Raw genomic sequence first — 15,520 nt, 5'->3', positions numbered from 1 at the left:
TGTCCCCCATCAGCCGCGCGGATCGTTGCTCAACCGTGACGCCGCGGCGATCGGCACGAGCGCGGCGCGCATCGCGTCGGCCGCTCGCGGACGGCCTGGTGTGCCGGCCCAGGCGACGAGCGCGGCGCACGCGGCGGCGACGATCGCGACCGGGGCGACCGCGGCATCCACCGACTCCGGCAGCGCATCGCGCTCGAGCGCGAGCGCGAGCGCGGCACGTTCGACGAGCGGCTGCAGGCGTGCCGGAGCGCCGTCGCGCAGCGCCTCCTCGGCGCGCATGGCGCGGGCATCCCGCAGCGCGGTCGGCGGGGTTGCGTTCCACGGCTCGACGGCGCGCGCGATCGCCGCGACGAGCCGGCCGACGGCATCCGGGCCACCGGCGTCGAGCGCCGCGCCCGCGCGCGCGATCGCGGCGTCGAGCTCGACCCACAGCGCATCGGCCTTCGAGTCGCAGTACGTGAAGACGGTGCCGCGGGAGACCCCTGCACGACGGGCGATGTCGTCGACGCTCACGGCGTCGTAGCCGTGCTCGAGGAACAGCTCGAGCGCTGCCTCGTGGATGGTGGCCGCGCTCGATGCGCGCGGCCGCCCGGGGCCCTTCTTCGCGGTCATGGGAATCCTCTCGTGGCGCTATTGTTGCACTCGGTACGACAACCCCGCGCCGCGGACGGCGCGCCTGAGGAGCAACCGTGAGCACCACCACCGCGCCCGCGCGCACAGCCACGTCCCGCGTCGCGGCCGCCGCCACCGTCGGTACCGCGCTCGAGTCCTACGACTTCTACACCTACTCGTACTTCGCCGCGTTCTTCGCCGGGCCGTTCTTCTTCTCGGCGCTCGGCGCCACCGGCGCGCTGCTCGCCTCCTTCGCGACGATCGGCATCGCCTTCGTCGTGCGGCCCATCGGCGCGGTGCTCTTCGGTCACCTCGGCGACCGCATCGGCCGCCGCGCCACGCTCATCATCACGATCACGCTCATGGGCGTCGCGACGGGCCTCGTCGGCCTGCTGCCGACGGGCGAGGGCTGGGCGATGCTCGGCGGCGTCGCGCTCGTGCTGCTGCGCGTCGTGCAGGGCCTGTCGCTCGGCGGCGAATGGGGCGGCGCCGTGCTGCTCGCGACCGAGCACGCGGATGCCCGTCGGCGCCCGTTCTTCGCGTCGCTGCCGCAGCTCGGCTCCCCCATCGGCTCGGTCGCGGCGGGCGGCCTGATGCTCGTGATGTTCTCCGCCCTCGGCGGCGAGGCGATGGCGGCGTGGGGTTGGCGCGTCCCGTTCCTGCTCGCGATCCCACTCATCGCCGTCTCGCTCTACCTGCGCTGGTCGGTCGACGAGACGCCCGTCTTCAAGGCGATCGCCGCGCAGGGCACGCGCGAGCGCAACCCCGTCTGGGCCGCGGTCCGCACGCAGCCGGCCGCCTTCGGCGTCGCCATCCTCGTCGCGCTGCTCGGCATCGGCTCCTACTCGCTCATGAACACCTACACGATGGGCTACGGCGTCGCGGAGCTCGGATACGACGAGATGCAGCTGCTCGCCGCGGCGACGATCGGCGGGCTGCTGCAGTTCGTGACCGTGCCGTTCTTCGGCTGGCTCGCGACGCGCATCGGCTCGGCACGTGTCGTCGCGCTCGGCGCGGTCGGAACGCTCCTCATCGCCTTCCCGATCTACTGGCTGCTCGGCTCGGCGACCTTCGCGGTGCTCGTGGTGCTCATGGTGGTCGGCGGCATCCTGCCGACCGCGTCGTGGGCGGCGCTCGGCGGCACGATGCAGGAGCTCTTCCACGGCCGCCACGCCTACTCGGCGCTGTCGCTCGCGTACGCGATCGCCGCGGTGCTCTCGGGCTTCATCCCCTACCTCACGGCCGAGCTCGGCACCCTGACCGGCGGCGCCTGGTGGCACCCCGGCGTCGTGCTTGCGGCGCTCTCGGCGCTCACGCTCGTCGGCGCGATCGCGGCCGGCCGGATGCGTCGCCTCGGCGACGAGGACGCCGACGCCGCGCAGGCGGTCATCGCGGAGGAGCAGCCGGTCCCTGCCTGAGCCGGCCCGAGCCGGGCCGCCCTGGCCTCAGAGCTTCGGCGGCAGCGCCTGCAGCATCGCGGGCGTCGCGCGATCGACGCTCGCGCCCCACTCGTCTGCGTGCCGCTCGACGTACTGCTTGACGAGCGGGCAGACGGCGACGATGCGGAGGCCCTCGTCGCGCGTCGCCGTGAGCGCGCGCTCGATGACGAGGCTCGCGAGGCCGTGGCCCGAGAACTCGGCGCTCACGACCGTGTGGAAGAAGATGCGATGCCCGTCGTGGTCGTGGAACTGCGCGAAGCCCGCGGCGGTGCCGTCGGCCTCGACGACGAACCGGTCCGGGCCGCTCTGCCTGCTGACGGAGGTCTCCATACCGCCAGCCTGGCACCGCGCGCCCGCCACGGCGAGCCCCATCCCCGTGCTGCTCAGCCGAGCGTGCGCGCGACCTCGACCGCCCGTCCCGAGTAGCCGCCGCCGAAGAGCAGCGTGTGCACCAGCAGCGGCTGCAGCTGCTGCATCGGGATGCGGTCCCGCCAACCGTCGGCGAGCGGGGCTGCCTCGTCGTAGGCGGCCAGCACCGCCTCCAGCCGCGGCAGCCCGAAGAGCGCGAGCATCGCGAGATCCGTCTCGGCGTGCCCGCCCTGCGCGTGCGGGTCGATGAGCACCGCGCCGGTGTCGACGTCGCTCCACAGCACGTTGCCGCTCCACAGGTCGCCGTGGATGCGCGCGACCGGCGGCACGCCCGCCGGCTGCGGCGCGTCGAACGCGCCCTCGGCCATCCGGTCGACCGCGCGAGCGGCGATGCGGGCACCGTCGGCGTCGAGCCTGCCGAGCGCGACGCAGCGCTCGAGGATCGGTCGCACGGAGGTCGTCGCCCACGCCTCGCCCCAGCCCTCGCCGGTCGGCTCAGCGGCGAGCAGCGTGCGCGACGAGCCGACCTCGAACGGCGCCGTCGCCGCGGGCGGCGGACAGCAGTGCCAGGCGGCGCCGCTCGCGTGCAGCGCGGCGAGGCTGCGCCCGAGCGCCTCGGCGCGCGCGGGCGTCGCCGCCGCCTCCGCCACCCGGGCGACGTGCAGCGCCGAGCCGTCGAACCGGGCGCGCGCGATCCGCGTGCCGCCGACGGCCTCGGCCTCCGCGAGCCACGCAAGCCCGGCCGCCTCCATCGCGAGCGCGTGCGGCGCGCCCGCGCGCGCCCGCTTCACCACGTCCATGGCGCAACCCTGGCACGCCGCGGCCGATAGCGTGGTCGGCATGGCACGCTCCCCCAAGCCCGCGCCGCTGTGGATCTGGATCGTCGCGGCGGCGTGCTTCGCGATCGCCGCGCTGCTGCAGCGGGACGTCCTCAGCCAGGTGCTCTTCGGCGTCGCCGCCGGCGCGCTCGCGGTCACCGCCGTCCTGCAGTGGCGCAGGGCCCGGGCGCGCTGACCGCCGTAGACTCTCCCCAGCACAACCAGGCATCAAGCCGCGGCCTCATCCCGAGGCGGCAGCACAGACGCGATGCCGCGCACATCGAAAGCGAGACGCCATGAGCGCCATGCCCACGTCCGGGACGCCCGCCACGCCGGGGATGCCCGAGAAGCCCGCCCTCGAAGGACTCGAGGCCAAGTGGGGCGAGCACTGGGAGGCAGCGGGCACGTACCGCTTCGATGCCGCCGAGCTCGACCGCGACGCGATCTACTCGATCGACACGCCGCCGCCCACCGCATCCGGCTCGCTGCACGTCGGCCACGTGTTCTCCTACACGCACACCGACCTCATCGCGCGGTTCCAGCGCATGCGCGGCAAGCACGTCTTCTACCCGATGGGCTGGGACGACAACGGCCTCCCGACCGAGCGCCGGGTGCAGAACTACTACGGCGTGCGCGTCGACCCGACGCTCGCCTACGACCCCGACTTCACGCCGCCGCAGCAGGGCGGCGAGGGCAAGAGCTCGAAGGCCGCCGACCAGCTGCCCGTCTCGCGCAAGAACTTCATCGAGCTGTGCGAGCGCCTCACCGAGGAGGACGAGGAGCGCTTCGAGCACCTGTGGCGCACGCTCGGCCTCTCGATCGACTGGTCGCAGACCTACCGCACGATCTCGGACGACGCCCGCCGCACGTCGCAGCTCGCCTTCCTGCGCAACTTCGAGCGCGGCGAGGCGTACCAGGCGGATGCGCCCACGCTCTGGGACGTGACGTTCCGCACCGCCGTGGCCCAGGCCGAGCTCGAGGACCGCGAGCAGCCCGGCGCGTACCACACCATCGTCTTCACGAGTCGGGACGGCGACCTGCGCATCGACACGACGCGCCCCGAGCTGCTGCCCTCGTGCGTCGCCGTGGTCGCGCATCCCGACGACACCCGCTACCAGCACCTCTTCGGCACCACCGTGACGACGCCGGTCTTCGGCGTCGAGGTGCCGTTCGTCGCGCACGAGCTCGCGCAGATCGACAAGGGCACGGGCGTTGCCATGATCTGCACGTTCGGCGACGTGACGGATGTCACGTGGTGGCGCGAGCTGCAGCTGCCGAACCGCTCGGTGATCGGCTTCGACGGCCGCTTCGCCGCCGAGGCGCCCGAGGCGCTCTCGAGCGACGCCGCGCAGGCCGCCTACGCGGAGCTCGCCGGCAAGACGGTGTTCAGCGCGAAGAAGGCGATGGTCGAGCTGCTGCAGGCCGCCGGCCGCATGATCGGCGAGCCGAAGCCCATCCAGCACCCGGTGAAGTTCTACGAGAAGGGCGACAAGCCGCTCGAGATCGTCTCCACCCGCCAGTGGTACATCAAGAACGGCGGCCGCGACGAGGCGCTGCGCGAGCGGCTCGTCGAGCTCGGCCGCGAGATCGCCTGGCACCCCGAGCACATGCGCACCCGCTACGAGAACTGGGTGCACGGCCTCAACGGTGACTGGCTCATCTCGCGCCAGCGCTTCTTCGGCGTGCCGATCCCCGTCTGGTACGCGCTCGACGAGGAGGGCGAGCGCGACTTCGACCGCGTGCTGCTGCCGACGCCCGACCAGCTGCCGCTCGACCCGACGAGCGACGTGCCCGAGGGCTACGACGAGTCGCAGCGCGGCGTGCCCGGCGGCTTCGCCGGCGAGATCGACATCATGGACACCTGGGCGACCTCGTCGCTCACGCCGCAGCTCGCCGGTGGCTGGGCGCGCGGCTCCGAGCTGTGGGAGAAGCTGACGCCCTTCGACCTGCGCCCGCAGGGCCAGGACATCATCCGCACGTGGCTCTTCTCGACGCTGCTGCGCTCGATGTTCGAGGACGGCCGCGCACCCTGGCAGCACGCGGCGCTCTCCGGCTGGATCCTCGACCCGGACCGCAAGAAGATGTCGAAGTCGAAGGGCAACGTCGTCACGCCGCTCGGGATGCTCGAGGACCACGGCTCCGACGGCGTGCGCTACTGGGCGGCGTCCTCGCGCCTCGGCGTCGACGCGACACTCGACCCGCAGAACCCGAAGATGATCAAGATCGGGCGCCGCCTGGCGATGAAGGTGCTCAACGCGGCGCGGTTCGTGCTGTCGATGGAGGGCGCGCCCGGCGAGGTCACGGAGCGGCTCGACCGCGAGATGCTCGCCGAGCTCGCCGCCGTCGTGCGCGCCGCGACGCGCGCGTTCGAGGGCTACGACCACGCGAAGGCGCTCGAGACGACCGAGGCGTTCTTCTGGACGTTCTGCGACGACTACCTCGAGCTCGTGAAGGAGCGCGCCTACGCCGGCGATGCGGCCGGCCGCGCCTCGGCGATCGCGGCGCTCCGCACGGCGATCGACGTGCAGCTGCGCCTGCTCGCCCCGTTCCTGCCGTTCGCGACCGAGGAGGTCTGGTCGTGGTCGCACGACGGGTCGATCCACCTCGCCGCGTGGCCGGACGCCGACGAACTCGCCGCCCTGCCCGGGATGACGGATGCCAGCCCGACCGGCATGCTCTCGGCCGTCGGCCAGGCGCTCATCGGCATCCGTCGAGCCAAGACGGATGCGAAGGCGAGCCAGAAGACGCCCGTCGCCTCCGCGGTGATCGCCGTGCCGGAGGCGCTCCGCGAGCACCTCGAGGCCGCCACCGTCGACCTCAAGGCCGTCGGTCGCATCCGCGACCTGTCGATCGTCGAGGGCGACCAGCTCGCCGTCGGCGAGATCGTGCTCGAGGAGTCCTGATGCAGATCGGCACCCGGTGGGCGGTCGGCGGCGAGGCGCCGCAGACCGTGCCGGTCGCGATGCGCGCGGCCATCGACGACGAGGAGCGCACCCTCGTCGAGCTGGGTGCCGACACCTCGTCATGGCGCTGGACGCTCACGTGGCTCGAGGGGCTGCCGGTCGTCGAGCTCGACGACGGCACCACGATCCGCCTCGACGGCGACGACGTGCTCGTCACCCGAGCCGACTGACCCGACTTCTCAACGTCGCGGGTGGTCGCACGACGCGATATGCGCGTCGAGCGACCACTGGCGACGTTGAGATCTCAATCGGCGGCGAGGATCCAGCCGTGGATCATCGCCATCCAGCCGTCGTCGTCGGCCGTCCACGCCGCCCACGCGGACGCGATCGCCTCGCGCTCCCGCGCGTCGGCCAGGCCGTGGCGCTCGGTGCCATCGGCGAACGCGGAGTGCAGCGCGCGCTCCTGCCACTGCCCGCCCCAGAACGCCCGGCCGCGCTCCGACTCGAAGCACCACGTCTCGACGTCGGTCTCGATGCGGCCGAAGCCAGCGGCGCGCGCCCAGGCCTTGAGTCGCGCGCCGGCGTCGCCGTCGCCGCCGTTCGCGCCCTGCAGCGCGACCATCAGCTCGCGCCAGCGGGCGAGCTCCGGCGAGAGCGGATGGATCGTCGTCGCCGAGTAGATGACGTCGCGGGCCGCGACGAGGTCGCCGGCCGCCCTCCAGGCGGTGAGCGCCGCGACCGGGTCGCCGAGGTGCTGCAGCACCTGGTGCGCGTGCACGACGTCGAAGCGCTCACCGGGCGACGGGTCGTAGGCGTCGCCGACGCGGAACTCGACGTTGGGCACGCCCGCCTGCTCGGCCGCCGCGCGCGCCGTCTCGACGACCTCCGCGCTCATGTCGATGCCGACGACGCGGCCGGTGCTCCCCACTCGGCGGGCGAGGTCGATCGTGATCGAGCCGGGGCCGCAGCCGACGTCGAGCACGCGCATCCCCGGCGCGAGCAGCGGCGAGAGGTAGGCGGCGGAGTTCGCGACGGTGCGGGCAGCATGCGCGGCGACGACGCTCGCGTGGTGCCCGTGGGAGTAGGTGGCGTGCCCCATGCCCGGAGTCTAGGACTCCTGATTCTCAACGTCGCCAGTGGTCGTTCGCCGGGCACATCGGCCCGCGCGACCACTGGCGACGTTGAGAAGGGCGGGCGTCCTAGGGTGGTGGGATGACCAATCCCTTCCTCTCGCCCAGCACGCTCCCCTACCAGCTGCCGCCGTTCGCCGACATCCGCGACGAGCACTACGAGGAGGCGCTCGAGGCCGGGTTCGCCGAGCAGTCCGAGGAGGTGCGCGCGATCGTCGAGGCTGACGACGAGCCCACCTTCGAGAACACGATCGAGGCGCTCGAGCGCAGCGGCCAGGTGCTCTCGCGCGTCGCCCACGTCTTCTTCAGCATGACCTCGACCGACTCGTCGCCGTTCCTGCAGGAGCTCGAGGAGCGCTACGCGCCCCGCTTCGCTGCGCACGCCGACTCGATCACGCTCGACCCGCGCCTCTATGCCCGCGTCGCCGCGCTGCACGAGTCGCCCGACCCCTCCTGGACCGAGGAGCAGCGCTACCTCGTCGAGCGCAAGCACACCGAGATGACGGTCGCCGGCGCAGGCCTCGAGCCCGAGGCGCGCGAGCGGCTCAAGGAGCTCAACCAGCAGCTCGCGACCCTCTCGGCGCGCTTCGACAAGCACCTGCAGGCCGACACCAACGACCTCGCCGTCGTCATCGACGACGCCGCCGAGCTCGACGGGCTCTCCGCCGGCGAGATCGAGGCGGCCGCGCAGGCCGCCGCCGACCGCGGCCTGGAGGGCAAGCACCTCGTCACGCTCCCGCTCTTCTCTGGCCACCCGTGGCTCGCGTCGCTGACCAACCGCGACGTGCGCCAGCGCATCATGGAGGCGTCGCTCGCCCGCGGCACCCGCGGCAACGAGCACGACAACCGCGCGACCGTGCTCGAGCTCACCGCGCTCCGCGCCGAGCGCGCCGCGCTGCTCGGCTTCGCCACGCACGCGCACGCGATCATGGCGGATGAGACGGCACGCGACCCCGAGCGCGTCCTGTCCATGCTCACCCGGCTCGCGACGCCGGCCGCGGCGAACGCCGCGGCAGAGGCCGCGGCGCTGCAGGCGCAGATCGACGCATCCGGCGAGTCCTACGAGCTCGCCGCCTGGGACTGGGACTACTGGACCGAGAAGGAGCGCACCGCGCGCTTCGACGTCGACACCGCGGCCCTCCGCCCCTACTTCGAGGCCGAGCGCGTGCTGTGGGACGGCGTCTTCCACGCCGCGAACCAGGTGTACGGCATCACGTTCGAGGAGCGCGCCGACCTCGTCGGCTATCACCCCGAGGTGCGCGTGTTCGAGGTGCGCAACGAGGACGGCAGCGAGGTGGGCCTCTACCTGCTCGACCTCTACACGCGCGACTCCAAGCGCGGCGGCGCCTGGATGAACTCGCTCGTGCAGCAGAACGCGCTGCTCGGCCACCCGACCGTCGTGATGAACAACCTCAACGTGCCGAAGCCCCCGGCCGGCACGCCCACGCTGCTCACCTTCGACGAGACGACCACGCTCTTCCACGAGTTCGGCCACGCGCTCCACGGGCTCTTCGCCCAGGTGACGTACCCGTCGTTCGGCGGCACGAACACCTTCCGCGACTTCGTCGAGTTCCCGAGCCAGGTGAACGAGATGTGGATGCTGTGGCCCGGCATCGTCGAGCACTACGCGAAGCACATCGAGACGGGCGAGCCGCTCCCCGCCGACGTCATCGAGCGCCTGCAGGCCTCCGAGTCGTTCAACCAGGGGCACGACACGAGCGAGTACCTCGCCGCGTCGCTGCTCGACCAGGCGTGGCACGCGCGCACGGCGGGCGACGAGGTGACGGACGTCGCGACGTTCGAGCGCGACGCCCTGGAGCGAGTGGGCCTCCTGAGCGACACCGTGCCGACGCGCTACTCGACCGGCTACTTCCAGCACGTCTTCTCGGGCGGCTACTCCGCCGGCTACTACTCGTACATCTGGTCGGAGGTCATGGACGCCGACACGGTCGAGTGGTTCAAGGCGCAGCCGTCGATCCGCGAGGCCGGGCAGCGCTTCCGCGAGCGGCTGCTCGGCGTCGGCGGCTCGAAGGACCCGCTCGAGGCGTTCCGCGACTTCCGCGGCCAGGACGCCGACCTCGCGCACCTGCTGAAGCGCCGCGGGCTCGACGCCGCGGCCTGACCGGCGAGCCCGGCCGGCCTGGCCGCTGACCCGCGAAACGGGTCAGCGGCCGGGTCAGCGGGAGCGGCCCGCCTGCAGCACGAGCCAGATGAAGTACGGGATGCCGACGAGCGCGGTCATGATGCCGGCCGGCAGCTGGGCCGGCGCGATGAGCGTGCGGCCCAGGGTGTCGGCCATCAGCGTCAGCGAGCCGCCCAGCAGCGCCGCGAGCGGCAGCAGCACCCGGTGCCTCGCGCCGACGATCGCCCGCGCGGCGTGCGGCGCCACGAGCCCCACGAACGCGACGACGCCGATCGCGGCGACCGCCGTCGAGGCCAGCACGACCGCGATGGCGAGCGCGATGATCTGCACGGCCGTCAGCCGCACGCCGAGGAGCCTCGGCGTGGCCTCGTCGAGCTGGGCGAGGTCGAGGTCGCGGTGCATCCAGGTGAGCGCCAGCAGCGACAGCACCACGGCGATCGCCACCGGGAGCACGTCCTCGAAGCCGCGGCCGTAGGTCGAGCCCGAGAGCCAGACGATCGCCTTGCCGCGGTTCCACGGGTCGGTGATGACGATCAGCATGCTCGTGAGCGCCGCGGTCGCCGCCGAGAGGGCGAGCCCCGTCAGCACGAGCCGCAGGCTCCCGAGCCTGCGCCAGCCGACGAGCACGAGCACGAGCACGCCGGCGATGGCGCCGCCGGCGAGCGCGCTGCCCGCCACGAGCCAACCGGCGGCGACGGGCACGAGCGTGATGATGCTCACGGCCCCGAGTCCCGCGCCGCCGGCGACGCCGAGCAGGTAGGGCTCCGCGAGCGCGTTGCGCGCGACCGCCTGCACGAGCGCTCCGGAGAGCGCGAGCGCGACGCCCGCGAGCACCGCGGCGGCGACCCGCGGGGTGCGGGTGTCGAGCGTCACGCGCACGGCGTCGCCGGCGCGGCCGGCGAGCCAGTTGACGACGTCGCCGAGCAGCAGCAGCCGATCGCCGAGCAGCACGGCCGCGACGGTCATCGCCGTCAGCACGACCGCCGCGATGACGATCGGCAGCCAGGCGTGCTTCGCGATCGTGCGGGCGCCGAGCACCGACATCGACTCGGTCTCGGCCGCACCCGCCATCGTGCGGGCGAGCACGATGATGCAGACGGCGCCGACGAGGCTCGTCACGACGCCGGTCGGCACGTCGAGCGAGGCCGTGCCGGGCAGCGCCGCGCGCAGCAGCACATCGGCACCGACGACGAGCACCGCGCCCGCGAGCGCGGCGAGCGGGATCGCCACGACGTGGCGGGCGGCCCCGGGGATGCGGCGCGCGACCATGCGGATCACGATCGGCGCGGCGAGGCCGACGAAGCCGATCGGGCCGGCGATCGCCACGGCGGCCGCGGCGAGCGCGACCGAGGCGATGAGCGTGCCGAGCCGCAGGCGGCCGACGCCGACGCCGATCGTGGTTGCAGCCTCCTCGCCGAGCGCGAGCACGTCGAGCCGGCGGGCGAGCACGAGCAGCACAGCGATGCCGACGAGCACGATCGGCAGCAGCTGCGCGACGGTGTCGATGCCGTTCTGCGACAGGCGCCCGACGCCCCAGGCGTAGAGGCCGGCCGTCTCCTGCTCGTTGAGGATGATCGTGACGGTCGTGACCGACTGCAGCGCGAGCGCGAGCGCGGTCCCGATGAGCACCATCTGGGTCGTCGACCCGCGCCCGCGGCCGATGGCCACGACGGCGAGCGCCGCGATGAGGCCGCCGACGAAGGCGATGCCGGCGCCGCCGATGCCGGGGAGGCTGATGCCGGCGACGGCCGCGATCGCGATCGCGGCGCTCGCACCGCCGTTGACGGCGAGCGTGTCGGGCGAGGCGAGCGGGTTGCCGGTGAGCGTCTGCATCGCGTAGCCGGCCGCGCCGAGCGCGAGCCCGACGACGATCGCCGCGGCGATGCGCGGCAGCCGGCTCTCGACGATGACGGACGCGTGGCTCGCGTCGCCGCCGAGCCAGCCCAGCAGCTCCTGCAGCCCGAGGTCCGTCGTGCCCTGCGTGGCGTGCCACCCGGAGAGGGCGACGAGGCCGACGAGGAGGGCCGCGCCGAGCGCGAGCCCTCCCGGTCGGATGCGTGTCACGGGGCGGGCGAGAGCGCCGCGACGAGCGCGTCGAGGTAGGCGGTCATCGACTCGACGCCGCCGAAGAGCCAGATGCCGTCGGGCAGCCGGTGCACGTTGCCGGCCTGCACGGTCGGCAGCTCGGTGTAGATCGCGTTCGACGCGAGCTGCTGGGTGAAGACGTCGCGCTCGCCGACCGTCATGTAGACGATGTGCGTGCCCTCCTCGAGCGCCGTCAGGCCCTCGACGTCGGTGACGCCGAGCCCGTACTGCGCGTCGCCCTCGCCCGGCCAGCCGTTGACGAAGCCGATCGACTCGAAGGCGGCGGGCAGCAGCGCGCCGTCGGCGTACGGCCGGATCTCGACCTGGCCGCCGTTCTCGTAGCCGTCCATGTGCGCGAGCGGCGTGCCGGTGAGCCCGGCCTCCTCGACGGTCGCCGAGAGCTCCTCGACGTGCGCCTCGTACGCGGTGATCGCCGTCTCGACGGCGTCCTGGCCGCCGACGGCTTCGCCCACGAGGCGGAGGTCGGCGTACATCGTGCCGATCGGGTCGGCCGCGTCGGCACCCTGCAGCACGAGCACGGGCGCGATCGCCTCGAGGTCGGCGTAGGCCGCGTCGTCGGCGCCGAGCACGGTGACGATGAGGTCGGGCGCGAGGCCCGCGATCGCGTCGATCGAGGGCTCGATGCGCGTGCCGACATCGGTCGGCTCGCCCTCGAGGGGCGCGCCGGTGCCCGACCAGTCGGTGTAGCCGGCGACGTCGGCGACGCCGACCGGCGGCACGCCAGCGACCTGCAGGTGCTCGACGGCGGCCCACTCGAGCGCGACCACGTCCTCGACCTCGGCGGGGATCTCGACCTCGACGCCGCGCGCGTCCGTCAGCGTGACGGCCTCGCTCGAGGCGCCGGGCGCGGCGCTCTCGGCGGGCGCCTCGGTGGTGCCGCACGCGGCGAGAGCGAGCGCGGTGAGCACCGCGACGCCGGCCAGGACGGGCCTGGCGGGCAGGATTCGCTGGGACATGGTCAGCCTTCCTCGGCCCGAGGCGTTGCCTGCGGGCCTGATGTGGAGCGAGTCACGCGGCGCGGGACACGGTGAGCCGGCGGCGGAGCCGCTGCGGCCGGATGCGCAAGCCCTCTGCGAGGGGCTCGACGTCGATGGGCACCTCGTACGCGGCGCTGAGGCGCTCGGCCGTCAGCACCTCCGTGGGCGTGCCGGTGGCGATGATGCGGCCGTGCACGAGCAGCACGACCTCGTCGGCGACCTCGGCCGCCTGCTCGAGGTCATGCAGCACGATGCCGACGGCGACGCCGTCGTCGGCGAGGTCACGCACGATCTCGAGGATCTCGCGCTGGTACCGCATGTCGAGGTACGTCGTGGGCTCGTCGAGCAGCACGATCCCGGTCTGCTGCGCGAGGCACGTGGCGAGCCAGACGCGCTGGCGCTGCCCGCCGGAGAGCTGCGAGACGGGGTGGTCGGAGAGCTCGGCGATGCCGGTGGCGGCCATGGCCCGGTCGATGACGTCGGGGCCCTGCGGGTCGCCCGCGCGGAAGCGGCCGCGGTGCGCGAACCGGCCGTAGGCGACGACCTCGCGCACGCTCACGCCGGAGGGGTCGGGGTGCGACTGGGCGAGCAGCGCGATGCGGCGGGCCAGCTCGCGCTCCCCCAGCCCCGACGCGTCGGCGCCGTCGGCGAAGACGACGCTGCCGTGCGTCGGGCGGTGCAGGGCGGTGAGGCCGCGCAGCAGCGTCGACTTGCCGCTGCCGTTCGGGCCGACCAGCGCGGTGACCGATCCGGGCTCGAGCGCGATGGATGCGTCGTGGACGATGCGCTCGCGGCCGTACGCGAGGCTGACGTCGGTGGCGCGCAGCGCGCCGGGTCCCGTGGAGGTCACGAGGTAAGGATAGCCTTACCTCAGCGCTGGGAGCAATCCGAGCGGCGCGGCGGCCCGGGTCCGCTCAGGCGGAGAGCTCCTCGATGTCGTCGGCCGTGAGGATGACCGGCGACTCGGTGCCGGCGACCGACTCCTTCGTCACGATGACGCGCTCGACCGACTCCCGCGACGGCACCTCGAACATCACCGGCGCCAGCACCGTCTCGAGGATGGACCGCAGGCCGCGGGCACCCGTCTTCCGCTCCACCGCGAGATCGGCGATCGCCTCGAGCGCCTCGGCCTCGAAGTCGAGCTTGACGCCGTCGATCTCGAACATCCGCTGGTACTGCTTGACGAGCGCGTTGCGCGGTCCGGTGAGGATCTCGACGAGCGCCGACTGGTCGAGCGGCGAGACGGTCGCGATCACCGGCAGGCGGCCGATGAACTCGGGGATGAGGCCGTACTTGTGCAGGTCCTCGGGCAGCACGTCCTGGAAGACGTCGAGGTTGGGCTTGAGCGACGCGACCGGTGCGCCGAAGCCGATGCCGCGCTTGCCGGAGCGGTTCGCGATGATGTCCTCGAGGCCCGCGAACGCGCCGGCGACGATGAACAGCACGTTCGACGTGTCGATCTGGATGAACTCGGAGTTCGGGTGCTTGCGGCCGCCCTGCGGCGGCACCGAGGCGACCGTGCCCTCGATGATCTTCAGCAGCGCCTGCTGCACGCCCTCGCCGGAGACGTCGCGAGTGATCGACGGGTTCTCGGCCTTGCGCGCGACCTTGTCGATCTCGTCGATGAAGACGATGCCCGTCTCGGCGCGCTTGACGTCGTAGTCGGCGGCCTGGATGAGCTTCAGCAGGATGTTCTCGACGTCCTCGCCCACGTAGCCGGCCTCGGTGAGGGCGGTGGCGTCGGCGACCGCGAACGGCACGTTGAGCTGGCGCGCGAGCGTGGCGGCGAGGTACGACTTGCCGCAGCCGGTCGGGCCCACCATGAGGATGTTCGACTTCTGGATCTCGACGCCGTCGCCCGCCTTGTCGGCCGACTCGAGCTGCTGCATCGCGGCGATGCGCTTGTAGTGGTTGTAGACGGCGACCGCGAGCGACTGCTTCGCGCTCCGCTGCCCGACGACGTACTCCTCGAGGAACGCGAAGATCTCGCGCGGCTTCGGGAGCGTGAAGCCCTCCTGCGCCGTCGTCTCGCCGGCCTCCGCCATCCGCTCTTCGATGATCTCGTTGCACAGCTCGACGCACTCGTCGCAGATGTACACCGCGGGCCCCGCGATCAGCTGCTGCACCTGCTTCTGGCTCTTGCCGCAGAACGAGCACTTGAGCAGGTCGCCGCTCTCTCCGAGTCGCGCCATGTCGCTTCTCCACATCGTCGTAGGCGCAGGCCGCGCCCGTGCATCGAGCCTAGAACACCCCGGTGACACCGGCGACGCCCACGCCGAGGCGGCGCAGATCCGCGGCGCGTACGCTGAGCGCATGATCGCCGCCATCACCGCCGTCGCCGTCGCCCTGCTCCTGCCCGCCCACGCATCCGTCATCGGCTCGACGCCCGAGGACGGGGCCACGATCACCGAGCAGCCCGGCTCGCTCAGCGTCGTGCTCAACGAGGCGATCATCGACGTCCCGGGGGCGGAGGGCGGCAGTGTGCTCCAGATCACGGATGCGGCGGGCCTGTACTACGGCGACGGCTGCACGACCGTCGACGGCGACACCGTCTCGGTCGACGCCGAGCTGGGCGCCGCGGGTGACTACACGCTCACCTACCAGGTGGTGTCGGCCGACGGCCACCCGGTCTCCGGCGAGATCGCCTTCGCGTTCGAGCCCGTCGACGCCGTCGGTGGCCCCGACGGCGCGGCCGCCGCGCCGGTGTGCGACACCGCGGCCGCCGCCCCCGTCGAGACGCCCTCCGGCACGACGCCGGCGACCGCCGAGCCGGCGACCTCTGCACCCGCCGAGACCCCGTCCTCGAGCGGCGAGGTCGCGGCACCGCAGACCACGGCGACCGGCCCCGACGAGCCCGAGTCGACGGATGCACCGGGCGTCGACCCCGGCACCGACTCGACCGGCCCGTGGCCGACGGTCGCCGTCTTCGTGCTCGCGATCCTCGCGGCGCTCGCCTTCATCGCCTACCGGGTGAACCGCCGTCGCAAGGACCGCGGCAACGCCTGACGCCTCCGGGAATGCAG

At 73.1% G+C, this 15,520-nt stretch carries 14 protein-coding genes; 6 read left to right on the top strand and 8 right to left on the bottom strand.

Translation table 11 applies throughout. The annotated features are described in order from the left end of the window. Nucleotides 1-9: 9 nt before the first annotated feature. Nucleotides 10-612, bottom strand: coding sequence for a TetR/AcrR family transcriptional regulator (locus tag EDD26_RS10630; protein WP_123697684.1), 603 nt, complete (start codon nt 610-612; stop codon nt 10-12). Nucleotides 613-689: 77 nt separating this feature from the next. Here EDD26_RS10630 and EDD26_RS10625 point away from each other — a divergent pair, with 77 nt between their 5' ends. After that, nucleotides 690-2,030 (top strand): MFS transporter, encoded by a 1,341-nt coding sequence (locus EDD26_RS10625; protein WP_123697683.1) that lies wholly within the window; start codon nt 690-692, stop codon nt 2,028-2,030. Nucleotides 2,031-2,057: 27 nt separating this feature from the next. Here the strand turns inward: EDD26_RS10625 and EDD26_RS10620 are convergent, their stop codons facing one another. Both EDD26_RS10620 and EDD26_RS10615 read right to left on the bottom strand, forming a co-directional pair. Further along, nucleotides 2,058-2,381: a GNAT family N-acetyltransferase gene (locus EDD26_RS10620; protein ID WP_123697682.1), complete on the bottom strand. Its 324-nt coding sequence runs from the start codon at nt 2,379-2,381 to the stop codon at nt 2,058-2,060. Between the two features lie 53 nt (nt 2,382-2,434). Then, the gene (locus EDD26_RS10615; RefSeq protein ID WP_170165616.1) at nt 2,435-3,220 is read right to left on the bottom strand and encodes a fructosamine kinase family protein; all 786 of its coding nucleotides are present in this window, start codon (nt 3,218-3,220) and stop codon (nt 2,435-2,437) included. A gap of 40 nt (nt 3,221-3,260) precedes the next feature. Between EDD26_RS10615 and EDD26_RS14750 the strand changes: the two genes are divergently transcribed. The 3 genes from EDD26_RS14750 to EDD26_RS10605 all read left to right on the top strand — a co-directional run bounded on the left by EDD26_RS14750 (nt 3,261) and on the right by EDD26_RS10605 (nt 6,371). Next, the gene (locus EDD26_RS14750) at nt 3,261-3,434 is read left to right on the top strand and encodes a hypothetical protein (protein ID WP_170165615.1); all 174 of its coding nucleotides are present in this window, start codon (nt 3,261-3,263) and stop codon (nt 3,432-3,434) included. Nucleotides 3,435-3,534: 100 nt separating this feature from the next. Next, nucleotides 3,535-6,141 carry a valine--tRNA ligase gene (valS, locus tag EDD26_RS10610; protein ID WP_245989855.1) on the top strand — a complete coding sequence of 869 codons (2,607 nt, stop codon included), beginning with the start codon at nt 3,535-3,537 and terminating at the stop codon, nt 6,139-6,141. Further along, nucleotides 6,141-6,371, top strand: coding sequence for a hypothetical protein (locus tag EDD26_RS10605; RefSeq protein ID WP_123697680.1), 231 nt, complete (start codon nt 6,141-6,143; stop codon nt 6,369-6,371). Before valS ends, EDD26_RS10605 begins: the two co-directional genes overlap by 1 nt. A 74-nt stretch (nt 6,372-6,445) precedes the next feature. Here EDD26_RS10605 and EDD26_RS10600 read toward each other — a convergent pair whose 3' ends face one another. Beyond that, entirely contained in the window at nt 6,446-7,240 is a 795-nt protein-coding gene (locus EDD26_RS10600) for a class I SAM-dependent methyltransferase (protein ID WP_123697679.1), read from the bottom strand. A 113-nt stretch (nt 7,241-7,353) separates the two neighbouring features. Here EDD26_RS10600 and EDD26_RS10595 point away from each other — a divergent pair, with 113 nt between their 5' ends. Next, a complete protein-coding gene (locus tag EDD26_RS10595) occupies nt 7,354-9,393 on the top strand; it encodes a M3 family metallopeptidase (protein WP_123697678.1) in 2,040 nt (679 codons plus the stop codon). 54 nt (nt 9,394-9,447) lie between these two features. Here EDD26_RS10595 and EDD26_RS14555 read toward each other — a convergent pair whose 3' ends face one another. From EDD26_RS14555 to clpX, 4 genes are all read right to left on the bottom strand, one after another. Continuing rightward, complete coding sequence (locus tag EDD26_RS14555) at nt 9,448-11,478, bottom strand: iron ABC transporter permease (RefSeq protein ID WP_170165614.1); 2,031 nt, start codon at nt 11,476-11,478, stop codon at nt 9,448-9,450. Next, nucleotides 11,475-12,476 carry an ABC transporter substrate-binding protein gene (locus EDD26_RS14745; RefSeq protein ID WP_123697677.1) on the bottom strand — a complete coding sequence of 334 codons (1,002 nt, stop codon included), beginning with the start codon at nt 12,474-12,476 and terminating at the stop codon, nt 11,475-11,477. Before EDD26_RS14745 ends, EDD26_RS14555 begins: the two co-directional genes overlap by 4 nt. Nucleotides 12,477-12,528: 52 nt before the next feature. Next, nucleotides 12,529-13,347 (bottom strand): ABC transporter ATP-binding protein, encoded by an 819-nt coding sequence (locus tag EDD26_RS10575; RefSeq protein WP_211333855.1) that lies wholly within the window; start codon nt 13,345-13,347, stop codon nt 12,529-12,531. A gap of 64 nt (nt 13,348-13,411) precedes the next feature. Next, nucleotides 13,412-14,689, bottom strand: coding sequence for an ATP-dependent Clp protease ATP-binding subunit ClpX (clpX, locus tag EDD26_RS10570; RefSeq protein ID WP_123697676.1), 1,278 nt, complete (start codon nt 14,687-14,689; stop codon nt 13,412-13,414). A 121-nt stretch (nt 14,690-14,810) separates the two neighbouring features. On the opposite strand from clpX, the gene EDD26_RS14550 reads away from it, so the two are divergent. Continuing rightward, nucleotides 14,811-15,503 carry a copper resistance CopC family protein gene (locus EDD26_RS14550; protein WP_170165613.1) on the top strand — a complete coding sequence of 231 codons (693 nt, stop codon included), beginning with the start codon at nt 14,811-14,813 and terminating at the stop codon, nt 15,501-15,503. The last annotated feature ends 17 nt before the right edge of the window (nt 15,504-15,520 follow it).

Source organism: Agrococcus jenensis (assembly GCF_003752465.1).
GTDB classification, from domain to species: domain Bacteria; phylum Actinomycetota; class Actinomycetes; order Actinomycetales; family Microbacteriaceae; genus Agrococcus; species Agrococcus jenensis.
This window is presented reverse-complemented; position numbering and strand designations above follow the sequence as displayed.